Raw genomic sequence first — 13,848 nt, 5'->3', positions numbered from 1 at the left:
GTCGTGTACTCCTCGATCTCCGATGGCCTGATGGTGGCGGCGGTCCTCGGCTACATCGTGGCCATGGTCGGCTACGCCATCGAGTACGCCTTCGGCCGGCAGGGCGTGGTCGCCCGCATCGCCGCCCGCAAGCCGCGCCAGGCGACGAAGGTACTGGTCGCCACGGACGGCACCGAGATACCGGTGGTCGACGACGGCGAGGACGTCGAGTCGACGCACCGGCCGCCGGTGGACGCCGGGCGGGCCGCGACGATCGGCAGGATCGCGCTGGGCGTACAGACGGTCGCGGCCGCGACGCACGCCGCCTGCCTGGTGTTCCGTTCGCTCGCGGCGCACCGGGTGCCGTGGGGCAACATGTACGAGTACGTGCTCACCGCGTGCTTCATCGCGACGGTGGCCTGGCTGGTCGTGGCGTACAAGCGGCCGTCGGTGCGGCACCTGGGGCTGTTCGTGTCGCTGGTGGTGGCGATCCTGCTCTGCCTGGACGCCGCGAAGCTGTACGCCACTGCCGGGCCGCTGGTGCCGGCGCTCAACTCGTACTGGCTGGTCATCCACGTCAGCGCGATGACCGTGGCGTCCGGACTGTTCATGGTCGGATTCGTGACGATGTCGCTCTACCTGATCCAGGAGCGCCGGGAGCACGCGCTCGCCGTGGAGGCCGGGGCGCAGCGGATCGAGGGCGACGACTACGTGGAGCGGCCGCTGCGGTTCCCGCTGACGCTCGGCGAACGGCTGCCGTCCGCGGAGAGCATCGAACGGCTCGGCTTCCGGTTGCACGCGCTCGCGTTCCCGATCTGGACGTTCGCCATCATGTGCGGCGCGATCTGGGCCGAGCACGCCTGGGGTACCTACTGGAACTGGGACCCGAAGGAGACCTGGTCGTTCATCGCCTGGGTGGTGTACGCGGCGTTCCTGCACGCCCGCGCCACCCCGAGCCTGCGCGGCCGGTGGTCCGGCTGGATCGCGATCGTCGGCTGGGCGACCATGATGGTCAACCTGTTCGGGGTCAACTTCGTCGTCACCGGCCTGCACTCCTACGCCGGCGTCGGCTGACCCGGGACGACTCCGAAGGCCCGGCCCCGAGGGCCGGGCCTTCGTCGTCATCCGGGACCGGGCCCAGCAGTTGCGCCGGGTTGGATGGTGAGTCCGTCGACGCGAACCGTGCGCCAGGTCTCGCCCTCGTAGCCGGGTCGGCCATGCCGATCGGCGTCCCAGCCGAGGAGGCGGCAGCAGCCGGGTCGGTCCGGGTCGAGTTCGACGGCGATCACCCGCCAGTGCCGTACCGGTTGGTCGCCGGGGCGTAGCAGGGCCCGTTCGGTGATCCAGACCAGATCGCCGACGGCCGGCAGCCGGCCGGTCACCGCGGCCATGACGGGGCTCCGGTCGGCGCGCGGTGGCTGGCCAGCCGGAGCGCCTGTCGATACGGGTCGGCCTGACGTTCCGGCGGTGGCACGTTCGTGTGCGCCGGCCGGTACGGATCGGTCGGGCGCACCGCGGGCAGCGCGGCGATGCGTGCTCGCCGGCGGCGCAGCGCGCGGGACAGCGCCTCGACGGCGGTCACGACTGCGGCCGCGGCGGCGAGCAGCACGAGCAGTACGGCGAGGGTGGCCACGGCCGCGGCGGTCAGCGGGCTCATCGCCACCACCCGGCTGGGTCGTAGTCGTTGCGGCGCAACCGTTCCAGTGCGGTGCGGTATCGGTCGGCTACCGTTCGCAACGCGCAAACGGTACGGTGAACGAACTCCATCACGGTCTCTCCGATCGGCTCGATGGGGTCCGGGGCGTGGTGGATGCTTGGCGGCTCACCGCGCCCCGCCGGGCCGGTCCCTCTCCGGGTACGACGGAGAGGGACCGGCTACCGGCCGGACGTCGCGACGGGGGAGTCACCGGGTCCGGCCGGGTCGAGTGTCGTCACGCTTCGCAGTGGATGCTCCGGCGCAACGTCACGTCCGACGAGCGGACATTAGCGTGCCCGCTGGGCTTGTACAACGTTTTACGTTGTTCATTGTCAGGAATTCTTTGTGTCAGATTCTGTCGCATGTTGCGTAATCCAGAGTCGGTGTTGCATGGTGTGACTCCTGGGTTCCGTATGCGACACTTCATCCTTGCGGAGGTTGCGATGACGGATGTGGGCTCGGCGATTCCCCGGCGGCAGTTGGGCCGGCAGTTGCGTGCGCTGCGTGACGGCGCCGGAGTGACCGCCGACGAGTTGGCCGCCGAACTCGGCTGGCACCGGTCCAAGGTGTGGCGGATCGAGACCGGCCAGTCGCCGGTGGTCCGCTCCGACGTGCTGTCCCTGACCCAGGTGCTCAGGGCGTCCGACGAGATGCGCGAGGTGCTGCTCGCGCTGTCGGCGGAGTCGCGCAACAAAGGCTGGTGGCACAGCCGCGGCGACGTGATCCCCGACTGGTTCGAAATGTACGTCAGCTTCGAGCAGGCCGCCGATCGGATTCGGACCTACGCGTCCGACGCACTGCCCGGACTGCTGCAGACAGCCGACTATGCGCGGGCTGTCTACCGAGCCGCGTCAGATGATTCGGACGACGAAATCGAGCGTCGGGTACAGCTACGAATTGATCGGCAGTCGCTCCTGACGCGGGAGTCGCCGAGCGTTCCAAGATTCGATGTGATCATCAACGAGTCGTTGCTGCGGTCAGCATTTGGCGGCGCAGCGGTGATGCGTCGGCAGTTGGCGCAACTGATCCGGTGGACCGATCTGCCCAACGTGACGATCAGGGTGCTGCCATTCGCGGCAGGTGCGCACGCGGGTACCGAAGGTACTTTCGTCCTGTTGGGCTTCCCGGAGGCGTTCGCGGAGCCTGACCTCGTCTACGTCGAAGGCGCCACTGGTGCGCTGTACCTGGACAAGTCGAAGGAACTGGCGCGCTACGAGTTCATCATGCGCGATCTCAACACGCGCTCCCTCGACCCGGAGCGGTCGCGGGACTTCATCGAAGCGACGGCGAAGGAGTGGTAGCGGATGGAGCTGCGAGACGCCCGGTGGCGGAAGTCGAGCCGATCCGGCGGCAGCGGCGGTAACTGTGTCGAGGTGGCCGGGAACCTGCCCGGTGTGGTGGCGGTACGCGACAGCAAGGACCCGTCCGGCCCGGCGTTGCTGGTGACCCCGACGGCCTGGTCCGCTTTCACCAGCGCGCTCAAAACGGCCCGGTGACGAGAGCGGCCCCGGTCGATGACCGGGGCCGCTCTGCCGTCGTTCTCAGTCGAAGACCTCGTCCAGGGACGTCGCGTTGGCCGCTCGCACCAGCCAGCGGTTGAGCTGGTCTGAGTCCGTACACCCGTCGACGCGCCGCCGAAGATCGCCGGTGACCTGCCACTCCCGTGCGCCGAGGATCAGCAACAACGCCTTGGCCTCGCCTCTGGCCTCGCCCTGGGCTTCGCCTTCGGCGCGGAGGCGGCGCGCGTACTCGCTCTGGTACTCGAAGGTGTGCGTGGACATCAGTTCCTCCAGATACCGGCAGGCGCCGTCGTCGGGTAGATGGAGGGCATGAACGTGACGCTAGCGACGGGGTGTGATGAACGGGACGGCAAAGTGCGACAGCGGCCGAGCTGATCCGTATGGCTTCGATCACTCTTCGAGGTTGTCGGCTCCTCCGGCCTGCGCAGCGAGCGGGCCGGCGCCCCGGCTGGTCGGCCGGGGCGCCGGGTGCTGCGGTCGGGGTCAGCGGTGGACGCGCACCTGCACGGTGACGGTGCGGGTGGGTACCGTCCAGGTTGAACTGTCCACTTTGGACATGTCGATGGCGAGGTACTCGCCGGTGTCCTGAACGCCGGTGGGCAGCGACTTGACGCGCAACGCGTACGGCGGGGTGTCGTTGGTCAGGCCGTCCAGGCCGAAGTCGTTGTCGTTGCTGAGGGCCAGCGTTCGGCCACCGTTCGTGGTGGCGACGCCCTCGACCTTGTCGTGGCCGAAGAACTGCCCGTTCGGGCCGAGCGAGGTGGTCAGCGCGCCGACGTCGAGGCGCAGCGTGCTGGCCACCGAGGTGATGCCGTGGGCAGTGAGGATGGCGGCGGTCTCGGCGGTGCCGTGCCGGCCGGCCAGCTGCTCCAGCGACTGCCCGTCGACGGTGAGGCCGAGATCGGGGTCGTAGCGGGCACCCGGCACTGTCGCATGTGGACCGACATCGGTCGCCCCGGACAGGTCCACCTGGTACAGCTTCTTGTTCGCGCCCGGCTCGACCGCACCGTCCCGCTCGTCGACCAGGAAGCGGGTCGCCGACAGGGCGGTGATCTCGCTGACCGCGGTGTCGTTCTGGTCCGGATCGTGCAGCAGGTAGGGGTACTCGTGGCTGACGCCGGTGCGCAGGTCGTAGGTGACGATGCGGGTCAGCGCGACGTTCTTCACCTTCTCGGTGAGGTCGGGCACCTGCAACGGCGACTGCAGCACGCCGACCAGGGTGTGCCCGTCCGGCGTGATCGTCAGCCCCTCCATGCCCTTGTTGGGCTTGCGGTGCCTCAGCTCCGCCGGCAGGCTCCCGTCGTACGGGGAGAGCCGTTCGAGCTGCCGCCCCCGCGCGTCGAAGTGCGTGACGAACGGTCCGTACTCGTCGGAGACCCAGAACGTGCCGTCGGCCGCGGCGACGAGACCCTCCGGGTCGTACCCGTACGGCGAGGGAGCGAGCGGGTGACCGGCCAGGTCGGTGATGGTCTCGCCGGTGTCGGCCACGGTGTTCACCCGGCCGTTGTACGGGGTGCCGTCCGGGGCGCGCAGCGTGATCGTGCGCAGCCGTACCGCCTTGCCGCCACGCAGCTTGAACAGCCCGATGCTCGGCGCGAAGTCGGGCAGCGGCTCGACCTTGCTGTCGTCCGGCCCGTCCACGTTCGGCCCGCGGTCGGTCAGTCCGTAGAACTCGTCCCGGTGCCGCGGCGCCGGGGCGAGCGCCGACCCGTACGCCTCGCCGCTGATCGACACGCCGCCGACGGTGCCGAGCGGCGGGACCTGCTGCCGGTAGAGCGAGACCGCGTCGCTCGCGGTGTACGTGAAGCTGTCCGTCCCGGTGTACCCGGCCGCCGCGTGGTAGCGCAGCCGGCCGTCCGCGCCGATGTCCACGGTGCCGTGCGCCGGCTGGGTGTAGCGCACCGGCTGGCCGTGCGTCGCCACCCGCACCGCGTGCCCGGCCCGCACCTGGTACGCCGTCCGGCCGGCAGCGGGGCCGGCCCAGGCGCTGGTACCCACGCCGAGCACGGCCACCGCCGCGGCGACCCCGGCCATCGTCTTCCGCACGCGTCCTCCTTGGTTCGGGCCCGGCGGAGGGCTCCGCCGGCAACCGAGAAACATCCTGTGCCGGCACCGATGTACCGCGGATGACATCGGGGCGAAGCTCCGCCGAACACGCTCGCCGAAGCGACCACCCGGATATGGGTCGTCCCGCCGGGCCGTCCCGGCTACGGTGACCGGTCGTGGACGTGATCTTCCTGAACGGCGGGTCCAGCTCCGGCAAGTCGAGCATCGCCCGGGCGCTGCAGGCCGCGCTGAGTGAACCGTGGCTGACGTTCGGGGTGGACACGTTCGTCGCGGCGTTGCCGGCCACCGGGGGCGGCATCGAGTTCGACCCGTCCGGTGCGGTCGTGGTCGGCCCGGTGTTCCGCCGGCTGGAGGAGACCTGGATGGCCGGCCTGGCCGCGATGGCGAAGGCCGGCGCGCACCTGATCGTCGACGAGGTGCTGCTGTCCGGGGCGGTCGGGCAGCAGCGGTGGCGGTCGGCCCTGGCCGGCCTCGACGTGCTGTGGGTGGGCGTGCGCTGCGATCCGGTGGTCGCGGCGGCCCGGGAGGCCGCGCGCGGTGACCGGATCGCCGGGATGGCCGCGGACCAGGCCGTCCGGGTGCACGAGGGGATGGCCTACGACCTGGTCGTCGACGCCACGGCCACCGACCCGGACGCCTGCGCCCGCCAGATCGTCGCCGCCCTCCCGCCGGGTGCCGGCTAGCCGGCGGGAGGGCCCGGCCGAATGCCCGTACCCGGGCTGTGGCGAGTGTCCCGGGCCCGGCCGGTCGGGGACTTCGAGACAGCCCCTAGAAGTCGCGCGTCGTCTCCGGTGAGAGCCGCGGGTGCAGCCGTTGCAGGTGGATCCGGCGGGCGAGCCGGATCAGCGGGCGGATCAACATCTCGATGCTGCCGATCACGAACAGCCAGATCGCCAGGTTGTTGCGCGCCGGAAAGAAGAACAGCACGCTGCCGACGAGGAACCAGCCGCCGACGAGGATGTCGTTGAGGATGCTGACCACCTCGTACCGCTGCCGGATGATCAGCTCCTCGCGGCCGACGTGGAGCACCAGCGGCGATGTGTTGCCGTGGTGGTCCGCACTGTCGGTGGACACGGCCTTACCTGCCTCTCTGTCGGGTGTCGGATGCTGCTGCCGGAGCGACCGCGGGCCAGCCGACGGTGAGCTCGCCGCGGCGCCAGCGGTCCGGTTCCGGGTCGATCGGCCAGCCGGCGGCCCGGGTCGCCCGTACCGCCGTCGCGAACCGTTGCCGCGCCCCGAAGGCGGCGTACGGCGCGGCGTCCCGCCAGCATGCGTCCAGTGTGGACAGGAAGTCGTGGACCGGCTCGCCGGGCACGTTGCGGTGGATCAGCGCCTTCGGCAGCCGTTCCGCGAACATCGCCGGATGGTCCAAAGTAGACAGCCGGGCGGCGAGGGTGAGGGCGACCGGTCCGGCGGCGGTCAGCGTCACCCAGCAGGCGAGCCGGCCCAGTTCGTCGCAGGTACCGTCGATCGCGGCGCCGCCGGCCGCCAGCCCCTGCCGCAGTGCCGTCCAGGCCGCCGGCACCTCGGCCTCGTCGTACTGCCGGAGCACGTTCAACGCGCGCACCAGCACCGGTCGCAGCCCGGCCAGCTCGAACCCGCCGCGGCGGAACTCTACCCGCGGCGGATCGGCCGCCTCGGCGGCCACCGCGACCCGGGCCGGGTCGATCTCCAACCCGACCACCCGTACCGCCGGTGCCGCGGCGCGCAGCCGGGCGGCGAGTTCGAGGGTGGTCACCGGCGACGCCCCGTAGCCGAGGTCGACCACCAGCGGGTCGGCGGCGCCGCGCAGCAGCCGGCCGTACCGGTGCGCGAGGTACCGGTCGACCCGGCGCAGCCGGTTCGGGTTGGTGGTGCCCCGGGTGATCGCACCCAACGGCCGCGCCGGCACGTCAGCCGCCGTGCCGGCGGTTCGGGAGCCGTCCCGGCAGCATCTCAGCCGATCTTGCCCTTGACGACCTTGTGCTGGCCGGCCTGGGCGAGCGGGCGCACCACCAGCCGGTCGATGTTGACGTGCTGCGGCAGCTCGACCGACCAGCGGACGCATTCGGCGACGTCGTCGGCGGTCAGCGGCTCGGCGACCCCCTCGTACACCTTCGCGGCGCGGTCGGCGTCGCCGTGGAACCGGGTCAGCGAGAACTCCTCGGTCGCCACCATGCCCGGGGCGATCTCGACCACCCGGACCGGCCGGCCGGCGAGCTCCAGCCGCAGTGTCTCGGCCACCGCCTGCTCGGCGTGCTTCGCCGCGGTGTAGCCGGCGCCACCCTCGTACACCCCGTACGCGGCGGTCGAGGTGATCATGACGATGGTGCCGCGGTGGCTGGCCACCAGCTGCGGCAGCAGTGCCGCGGTGACCCGCTGGGTGCCGATCACGTTCACCCGCCACATGGTGTCCCAGTCGGCCAGGTCGGCGGACTCGACCGGCTCCAGCCCGTACGCCCCGCCCGCGTTGTTGACCAGCACCCGCAGCTCGCCGGGCAGGCCGGCGACCGTGTCGGCGAGCGAGGCCACCTGCTCGGCGTCGGTGATGTCGCAGGTCACCGCCGTACCGTCGAGGTCGGCGGCCAGCGCGCTGAGCCGGTCGGCGCGCCGGGCCGCCGCGACCACGTGGTAGCCGGCGGCGGCCAGTTGCCGGGCGCTCGCCGCACCGATCCCGCTGGAGGCACCGGTGACCACGGCCACCGGTCGTTTCGTGTCGGCCATGATCCCGATCCTGCCATGCGAGATCCGTCACTGACGGGCCCGGGTAGTTCGGTGATTGTCGTATCACCAGGCAAAGATGGGTACGGGGGATCGAAGGAGGACTGATGGTCTTGCGCGGCACCCCGAACGTGCATCTGTGCCCCGGGCCGGGCCGGCCGGACGCCGACCGCCCGCACCGGATCGCGCTGCTGTCCATGCACACCTCACCGCTGCACCAACCGGGCACCGGCGACTCCGGCGGGATGAACGTGTACATCGTGCAGGCGGCGAAGCGGCTCGCCGCCCGCGGCGTCGCGGTCGATATCTTCACCCGGGCCACCACGAGCAGCGAGCCGCCGGTCGCCCAGCTCGCCGACGGGGTGCGGGTGCGGCACGTGCCGGCCGGGCCGTACGAGGGGCTGACCAAGACCGACCTGCCGGCCCAGCTGTGCGCGTTCACCGCCGGCATCCTGCGCGCCGAGGCGGCCCGCCCGGCCGGTTGGTACGACCTGGTCCACTCGCACTACTGGCTGTCCGGCCAGGCCGGCTACCTGGTGGCGGACCGGTGGGGGGTGCCGATGGTGCACACCGCGCACACCCTTGGCCGGGTCAAGAACGCGCAGCTCGCCGACGGCGACCGGGCCGAGCCGGCGACCCGGATCATCGGCGAGGACCAGGTGGTCGCCGAGTCCGACCGGCTGGTCGCCAACACCGCCGCGGAGGCCGACGACCTGATCCGGCAGTACGGCGCGGAGCCGGGCCGGGTGTCGGTCGTGCTGCCCGGCGTCGACCTGGAGTGCTTCACGCCGGGCGACCGGTTCACCGCGGCCGGTCCGAACACCACCGCCGACCTGCGCCGGCGGCACGACCTGCCGACCGACGCGCTGATCGTGCTGTTCGTCGGGCGGATCCAGCCGCTGAAGGCGCCGGACGTGCTGCTGCGCGCGCTGGCCCGGCTGCGCGACCGGGAGGCGGCGCTGGGCCGGCCGGTCGTCGCCGTGGTCGCCGGTGGCGCCAGCGGCACCGCCACCGCACGACCCGACTACCTGCGCGGGCTCGCCGCCGAGCTGGGCGTCACCGACCGGGTCCGGTTCCTGCCGGCGCAGCCCGGTGCCCGGCTCGCCGAGCTGTACCGGTGCGCCGACCTGGTCTGCGTGCCGAGCCACAACGAGTCGTTCGGGCTGGTCGCGCTGGAGGCGCAGGCCTGCGGTACCCCGGTGGTGGCCGCCGCGGTCGGCGGGCTGACCACGGCGGTGCGGCACGACGAGACCGGCGTGCTGGTCGACGGGCACGACCCGCAGCGGTGGGCGACGGTGCTCGGTGAGCTGCTCGCCGCACCGGACCGCCGCGCCGCGCTGGCCGCCGCCGGCGTCGATCACGCCAGGCGGTTCTCCTGGGACCGCACCGCGGACGGCCTGCTCGACGTCTACACCGACGCGATCGGGGAGAACCGCCGCCGCACCAGGGCCTGCGCCTGACCGCCGGCCGCGCCGTGTTGTGATGGCGAGATGACGCATGCCGAGATCACCGAGCTGATCGAGCAGAGCCTGGCCGGTGCGGAGCTGGCCTGGGAGCGTACCGGCGAAGCCAGCTTCGCGGTGACGCTGCCGGGCACGCACAAGCTGAAGACCACCTGCAACCTGATCGTCGGCCAGCACACCCTGCGGGTCGAGGCGTTCGTGATGCGTCAGCCGGACGAGAACCGGGAGCAGCTCTGGGCGTACCTGCTGCGCCGCAACGCGCGGATGTACGCGGTGTCGTTCGCCATCGACACCGTCGGCGACGTGTACCTGATGGGCCGGGTGCCGCTGGCCGCGGTCACCGCCGAGGAGCTGGACCGGTTGCTCGGTTCGGTGCTGACCTACGCGGACGAGAGCTTCGACGAGATGCTGGAGATCGGCTTCGGCTCGGCGATCCGCCGGGAGTGGGCATGGCGGGTCAAGCGTGGTGAGTCGCTCGCCAACCTGCGCGCCTTCGCCCACTTCGCCGACCCCACCCGCGCCGACCCCCGCCCCCCGCAGCAAAGTTGATCATGGTGTTGTCCTGGCGGGCAAGCGCTTGCTGGCAGGACAACACCATGATCGACCTGCTGGTGTCAGTCCGGGAGCGGGTCGTGGTGGATCTGCGGGGGCGGGACCCGGAGGCGGGCCAGCACCCGGTCCAGGGCGTGCACCAGGCCGGGCGGGCCGGACAGGTACACCTCGTGCCGGTGCCACGGGCCGGACGAGGCGACCAGCTCCGGCAGCGCGCCGCGCGGGCCGGGGAAGTCCGGGTCGTCGGTCGCCACCGGCACCAGCGTCAGCGCCGGGTACCGGTCGGCCAGCTGCGCCAGGATCGGCAGGTTGTACAGCTCCTGGGTGTGCCGGGCGCCGAAGATCAGCTGCACCGGCCGACCCGGCTGGGTGGTCAGCACCTGCTCGACGATCGCCCGGCACGGCGCGAGCCCGGTACCGCCGGCCACCACCAGCAACGGGCGCTCGCCGGTCGTCTCGATCACCGCGGAACCCATCGGCGGGCCGAGCCGCAACGTCGACCCGACCCCCATGTCGTGCACCAGCGCGGTCGACACCGGGCCGAGATCGATCGCCCGGACGTGGAACTCCAGCACGCCGTCCGGGCGGGGCGCGGTGGCCATCGAGTACGGTCGCCAGGCGCGCGGGACCGCCGGCACCTCGATCGTCGTGTACTGCCCGGCGCGGTACCGGTAGGCCACGTCGGTGCGCACCTTCATCACCGCGATGTCCAGGTACGGCCGGTGGTGCGCGACGATCGTGCCCTGCCAGTACGGCGGGTCGGTGGACGCCGCCTCCGCCGACTGCATCACCGCCGCGGCGAAGTCGTAGGCCCGCAGCCAGGCCTGCTCGTACTCCGGCCGCCAGCCGGCGCCGGCGTGCTCGCGCAGGGCGCCCACCAGCGCCTGCCGCACCGCGTCGTAGTGCGCCGGCCGGATCCCGTACTTGCGGTGGTCGCGGCCGAGCTGCTCCAGCGACTCGACCAGCCGGGGCAGGTCGGACAGCGCCTCGGCCAGCCCGATCAGTGCGTTGAACAGCCGGTCACCGTCGGCGCGCAGCCCGGCCGGGAACAGCCCCCGCAGGTACGGCCGGCCGAGGAACAGCTGCGCGTAGAACGAGCGCACCACCTCGTCGGCGGACGAACCGATCGTCTCCAGGCTCGTCACCAGCAGTTCCTGGTCGGCTGCCCGCTCCGGGTACCGGGTCGGCCGGCGGACGGCGACCGGCGCGGCACGGCCGTCCTCGCGCAGGGACCGACGCAGCTGCATGGCGTGGTGCAGCGCGAGCAGCTGCTCGTAGTCGGAGCTCGCGTCGGTCATGACGTCCTTCGGTGGCAGTTGTCCGAATCCGGATAGTGTCAGGAAACCCGCCGTGATGTAAGGCCGGACGGTTCGTGACGGGTCTCCGGGGGCGGTTTCGCCGGTGACTACATTGCTCCACGTCGATGCCGTCCGCCAGTTCGGGTGGCTGCCGGTAGCTTTCCAGATCACGCTGGGACCCGGCTGGTTGGCCGGATGCGACATACTGCGATCCGTCCCGATCCGGCAACGGCGTGCGAAGGTGCCCATGTACTCGCAGACCAACCCCGTCCACCAGGAGCGCTGGTTACCGGTGGAGGCGCTGGAGCAGAACCCGCAACTGCTCGGCGACTACCCGCACCGGTACGTCTTCGTGGTGACGAACAGCGCGCACGAGATGACCGACCCGACCAGCCGCAGTCGAATGGTGGCGGCCCGGCTGTTCTGGGCGGTGGAGGCGCTGGAGGCGCAGGGCTGGGAGCCGGCCGCGTGGGACCTGGACGGCGCCACCGTCGGGGTGGTGATGCGCCGGGTCGGCGGCAGCGGCACCTCGTACCAGCTGGACGGCGCGAGCCAGTGGACCTGACCGGACGCCGAAACGGCCGGCGGAGCTGCCCGGCCGAACCGGCCCCGCGGACCTGACCGGCCGGTACCGCACGGTGTCCGGTGGCGGAGTCACCCAGTGGACCCTGCCGGGCCCCACTGCGGTCGCCCCGATCCGGCGCGCAAAGATGGGACACCGAGCGATCGGGAAGCGAGGAGGGGCGCATGAGCGTGGGCAGGCTGGTCCTGGTTCGGCACGGCGAGAGCGAGTGGAACGCGAAGAACCTGTTCTCCGGCTGGGTCGACGTCGACCTGAACGACAAGGGCCGGGCCGAGGCCACCCGGGCCGGCGAACTGCTGCGCGAGCACGGCATCGCCCCCGACCTGGCGCACACGTCGGTGCTGCGCCGTGCCATCCGTACCGCCGAGATCACGCTGCATGGCGTCGGCCGGCACTGGATCCCGGTCCGCCGGTCCTGGCGGCTCAACGAGCGGCACTACGGCGCGCTGCAGGGCAAGAACAAGAAGGAGACGCTCGCCGAGTTCGGCGAGGAGCAGTTCATGATCTGGCGCCGGTCGTACGACACGCCGCCGCCGCCGATCGCCGACGACGCCGAGTACTCGCAGGCCGGCGACCCGCGCTACGCGGCGCTGCCGCCGGAGCTGATGCCGCGCACCGAGTGCCTCAAGGACGTGCTGGAGCGCTTCCTGCCCTACTGGTACGACGCCATCGTGCCGGACCTGCGCACCGGCGCCACGGTGCTCGTCGCCGCGCACGGCAACTCGCTGCGCGCGCTGGTCAAGCACCTCGACCAGATCTCCGACGAGGACATCGCCGCGCTCAACATCCCCACCGGCATCCCGCTCGCGTACGAGCTGGACGACCAGCTGCGCAAGGTCAAGTCGGAGTACCTCGACCCGGAGGCCGCCGCCGCCGGCGCCGCCGCGGTCGCCAACCAGGGCCGCTGACCCGCTCCCGGCGCGGCCCGCACGGGCCGCGCCGGCCGCCGCGATGTCGGCCAACCGTGGAGGATGCACGCCGCCCGACGCTACCGACCCCCGCGCGAGTTACCCGATGTCGCCCTGGGCTGCGTGGCCCGACGGCCCGTGTTCCAATCGCACCCGAGCCCGAGTCGCACCCGCAACGCGAGCGCGTCCGCCCGCCACTGGCGTTCCGGCAAGGGCAGATCGGGTCCGTCGGGTAGCGGCGATCCTGGGGCGGGATCGGGCCGGCTCGCTGCTGACCCGGCTGGCGGGTGGCGCGATCGCCGACCGGTACTCGCGCCGGACCGTCCTGATCACCGCACCATTGGTGCAGGCGGTACTGATGGGCGTGGTCACGGTGCTGGCGAGATTCGGGCGATTCCTTGCCGAGCAGGATATCTGATTTTCAGATATCATCGACGCATGCGCACGATGACAGCCACCGAAGCGTCGCGCAGGTTCTCCGACCTGCTCGACGCGATCGAGCGTGGTGAGACGGTGACGATCACCCGGGGGCACCGGCCGATCGCCGAGATCTCCCCGGCGCACCGGCGCACCGGCGCCGACCTGCGCGCTGCCCTCGCCGCTACCGAGCCGCCGGACGAGCGATTCTGCGACGACATCGCCGAGGCGCTCGCCTTGGTCGACAACGAGGGAAACGACCCGTGGGCCGGACACTGATCCTCGACACGAACGTTCTCATCGGCTACGAACGGGGCACGATCGACCGCGCCGCGCTCGACGACGACGAACTCTCGGTCGCGGCGGTGACGATCGCGGAGTACCGAGTCGGCATCGAACTCGCGGACACCGCCGAGCGCGCCGCGGCCCGGGCCCGGGCGCTCGCCGCGATCACCTCCGCCGTCGAGGTGCTCGACTACACCGATGCAACGGCGGTGCAGCACGCCCGCCTCATCGCGCACGCACGTCGAACCGGACGCCCGCGAGGTGCGCACGATCTCATCATCGCCGCGCATGCCGCGGAAACCGGCCGGCCCGTCTTCAGCCGGGATGCGAAGGCTCGTTTCGGCGAGTTGCCCGGGGTGCTCGCCATCCCGGCCGAGTGA

The 13,848-nt window shown here is 71.8% G+C and carries 18 protein-coding genes; 10 read left to right on the top strand and 8 right to left on the bottom strand.

The annotated features are described in order from the left end of the window. Nucleotides 1-3 precede the first annotated feature (3 nt). Nucleotides 4-1,053, top strand: coding sequence for a c-type cytochrome biogenesis protein CcsB (ccsB, locus tag Athai_RS27945; RefSeq protein WP_239157212.1), 1,050 nt, complete (start codon nt 4-6; stop codon nt 1,051-1,053). 47 nt (nt 1,054-1,100) lie between these two features. Here the strand turns inward: ccsB and Athai_RS27940 are convergent, their stop codons facing one another. Further along, nucleotides 1,101-1,370, bottom strand: a complete 270-nt coding sequence (locus tag Athai_RS27940) for a hypothetical protein (protein ID WP_203964243.1) — start codon at nt 1,368-1,370, stop codon at nt 1,101-1,103. Beyond that, nucleotides 1,358-1,636 (bottom strand): hypothetical protein, encoded by a 279-nt coding sequence (locus Athai_RS27935; RefSeq protein ID WP_203964242.1) that lies wholly within the window; start codon nt 1,634-1,636, stop codon nt 1,358-1,360. The genes Athai_RS27940 and Athai_RS27935 overlap by 13 nt, the downstream gene beginning before the upstream one ends. Before the next feature lie 482 nt (nt 1,637-2,118). On the opposite strand from Athai_RS27935, the gene Athai_RS27930 reads away from it, so the two are divergent. Next, the gene (locus Athai_RS27930) at nt 2,119-2,976 is read left to right on the top strand and encodes a helix-turn-helix domain-containing protein (RefSeq protein WP_203964241.1); all 858 of its coding nucleotides are present in this window, start codon (nt 2,119-2,121) and stop codon (nt 2,974-2,976) included. A 3-nt stretch (nt 2,977-2,979) separates the two neighbouring features. Next, nucleotides 2,980-3,171: a DUF397 domain-containing protein gene (locus Athai_RS27925; protein WP_203964240.1), complete on the top strand. Its 192-nt coding sequence runs from the start codon at nt 2,980-2,982 to the stop codon at nt 3,169-3,171. Nucleotides 3,172-3,216: 45 nt separating this feature from the next. Here the strand turns inward: Athai_RS27925 and Athai_RS27920 are convergent, their stop codons facing one another. After that, a complete protein-coding gene (locus Athai_RS27920; RefSeq protein WP_203964239.1) occupies nt 3,217-3,456 on the bottom strand; it encodes a hypothetical protein in 240 nt (79 codons plus the stop codon). A 222-nt stretch (nt 3,457-3,678) separates the two neighbouring features. Next, nucleotides 3,679-5,241: an esterase-like activity of phytase family protein gene (locus tag Athai_RS27915; RefSeq protein ID WP_203964238.1), complete on the bottom strand. Its 1,563-nt coding sequence runs from the start codon at nt 5,239-5,241 to the stop codon at nt 3,679-3,681. Nucleotides 5,242-5,417: 176 nt separating this feature from the next. Between Athai_RS27915 and Athai_RS27910 the strand changes: the two genes are divergently transcribed. Further along, a complete protein-coding gene (locus tag Athai_RS27910) occupies nt 5,418-5,945 on the top strand; it encodes a chloramphenicol phosphotransferase CPT family protein (RefSeq protein ID WP_203964237.1) in 528 nt (175 codons plus the stop codon). A gap of 85 nt (nt 5,946-6,030) precedes the next feature. Here the strand turns inward: Athai_RS27910 and Athai_RS27905 are convergent, their stop codons facing one another. The 3 genes from Athai_RS27905 to Athai_RS27895 are packed head-to-tail and all read right to left on the bottom strand — an operon-like array spanning nt 6,031 to nt 7,965. Next, nucleotides 6,031-6,336: a YrhK family protein gene (locus Athai_RS27905; protein WP_203964236.1), complete on the bottom strand. Its 306-nt coding sequence runs from the start codon at nt 6,334-6,336 to the stop codon at nt 6,031-6,033. A 4-nt stretch (nt 6,337-6,340) separates the two neighbouring features. Beyond that, nucleotides 6,341-7,153 (bottom strand): class I SAM-dependent methyltransferase, encoded by an 813-nt coding sequence (locus tag Athai_RS27900; protein WP_203964235.1) that lies wholly within the window; start codon nt 7,151-7,153, stop codon nt 6,341-6,343. A gap of 44 nt (nt 7,154-7,197) precedes the next feature. Further along, complete coding sequence (locus Athai_RS27895; protein ID WP_203964234.1) at nt 7,198-7,965, bottom strand: SDR family oxidoreductase; 768 nt, start codon at nt 7,963-7,965, stop codon at nt 7,198-7,200. A 104-nt stretch (nt 7,966-8,069) separates the two neighbouring features. Here Athai_RS27895 and mshA point away from each other — a divergent pair, with 104 nt between their 5' ends. Continuing rightward, nucleotides 8,070-9,422, top strand: a complete 1,353-nt coding sequence (gene mshA / locus Athai_RS27890; RefSeq protein ID WP_203964233.1) for a D-inositol-3-phosphate glycosyltransferase — start codon at nt 8,070-8,072, stop codon at nt 9,420-9,422. 30 nt (nt 9,423-9,452) lie between these two features. Beyond that, a complete protein-coding gene (locus Athai_RS27885; RefSeq protein WP_203964232.1) occupies nt 9,453-9,974 on the top strand; it encodes a type III secretion system chaperone family protein in 522 nt (173 codons plus the stop codon). A 65-nt stretch (nt 9,975-10,039) separates the two neighbouring features. Here the strand turns inward: Athai_RS27885 and Athai_RS27880 are convergent, their stop codons facing one another. Then, nucleotides 10,040-11,275, bottom strand: a complete 1,236-nt coding sequence (locus tag Athai_RS27880) for a globin domain-containing protein (RefSeq protein WP_203964231.1) — start codon at nt 11,273-11,275, stop codon at nt 10,040-10,042. 247 nt (nt 11,276-11,522) lie between these two features. On the opposite strand from Athai_RS27880, the gene Athai_RS27875 reads away from it, so the two are divergent. From Athai_RS27875 to Athai_RS27860, 4 genes are all read left to right on the top strand, one after another. Beyond that, a complete protein-coding gene (locus Athai_RS27875) occupies nt 11,523-11,840 on the top strand; it encodes a hypothetical protein (protein WP_203964230.1) in 318 nt (105 codons plus the stop codon). Nucleotides 11,841-12,022: 182 nt separating this feature from the next. Continuing rightward, the gene (locus tag Athai_RS27870) at nt 12,023-12,766 is read left to right on the top strand and encodes a phosphoglyceromutase (protein ID WP_203964229.1); all 744 of its coding nucleotides are present in this window, start codon (nt 12,023-12,025) and stop codon (nt 12,764-12,766) included. A gap of 438 nt (nt 12,767-13,204) precedes the next feature. Then, a complete protein-coding gene (locus Athai_RS27865) occupies nt 13,205-13,462 on the top strand; it encodes a type II toxin-antitoxin system Phd/YefM family antitoxin (protein ID WP_203964228.1) in 258 nt (85 codons plus the stop codon). After that, a complete protein-coding gene (locus tag Athai_RS27860; RefSeq protein ID WP_203964227.1) occupies nt 13,447-13,848 on the top strand; it encodes a type II toxin-antitoxin system VapC family toxin in 402 nt (133 codons plus the stop codon). Before Athai_RS27865 ends, Athai_RS27860 begins: the two co-directional genes overlap by 16 nt.

Origin of the sequence: Actinocatenispora thailandica, from assembly GCF_016865425.1 — a bacterium.
Classification (GTDB): domain Bacteria; phylum Actinomycetota; class Actinomycetes; order Mycobacteriales; family Micromonosporaceae; genus Actinocatenispora; species Actinocatenispora thailandica.
The sequence above is the reverse complement of the archived record's forward strand: the minus strand, read 5'-3'. Positions and strand labels throughout refer to the sequence as shown.

What these genes read in the sequence shown, in the direction of transcription:
- Athai_RS27885 (WP_203964232.1), top strand. Translation starts at nt 9,453, where the DNA reads ATGACGCATGCCGAGATCACCGAGCTGATCGAGCAGAGCCTGGCCGGT.
- mshA (WP_203964233.1), top strand. Translation starts at nt 8,070, where the DNA reads ATGGTCTTGCGCGGCACCCCGAACGTGCATCTGTGCCCCGGGCCGGGC.
- Athai_RS27940 (WP_203964243.1), bottom strand. Translation starts at nt 1,370, where the DNA reads ATGGCCGCGGTGACCGGCCGGCTGCCGGCCGTCGGCGATCTGGTCTGG.
- Athai_RS27865 (WP_203964228.1), top strand. Translation starts at nt 13,205, where the DNA reads ATGCGCACGATGACAGCCACCGAAGCGTCGCGCAGGTTCTCCGACCTG.
- Athai_RS27880 (WP_203964231.1), bottom strand. Translation starts at nt 11,275, where the DNA reads ATGACCGACGCGAGCTCCGACTACGAGCAGCTGCTCGCGCTGCACCAC.
- Athai_RS27925 (WP_203964240.1), top strand. Translation starts at nt 2,980, where the DNA reads ATGGAGCTGCGAGACGCCCGGTGGCGGAAGTCGAGCCGATCCGGCGGC.
- Athai_RS27870 (WP_203964229.1), top strand. Translation starts at nt 12,023, where the DNA reads ATGAGCGTGGGCAGGCTGGTCCTGGTTCGGCACGGCGAGAGCGAGTGG.
- Athai_RS27895 (WP_203964234.1), bottom strand. Translation starts at nt 7,965, where the DNA reads ATGGCCGACACGAAACGACCGGTGGCCGTGGTCACCGGTGCCTCCAGC.
- Athai_RS27930 (WP_203964241.1), top strand. Translation starts at nt 2,119, where the DNA reads ATGACGGATGTGGGCTCGGCGATTCCCCGGCGGCAGTTGGGCCGGCAG.
- Athai_RS27935 (WP_203964242.1), bottom strand. Translation starts at nt 1,636, where the DNA reads ATGAGCCCGCTGACCGCCGCGGCCGTGGCCACCCTCGCCGTACTGCTC.
- Athai_RS27875 (WP_203964230.1), top strand. Translation starts at nt 11,523, where the DNA reads ATGTACTCGCAGACCAACCCCGTCCACCAGGAGCGCTGGTTACCGGTG.
- Athai_RS27920 (WP_203964239.1), bottom strand. Translation starts at nt 3,456, where the DNA reads ATGTCCACGCACACCTTCGAGTACCAGAGCGAGTACGCGCGCCGCCTC.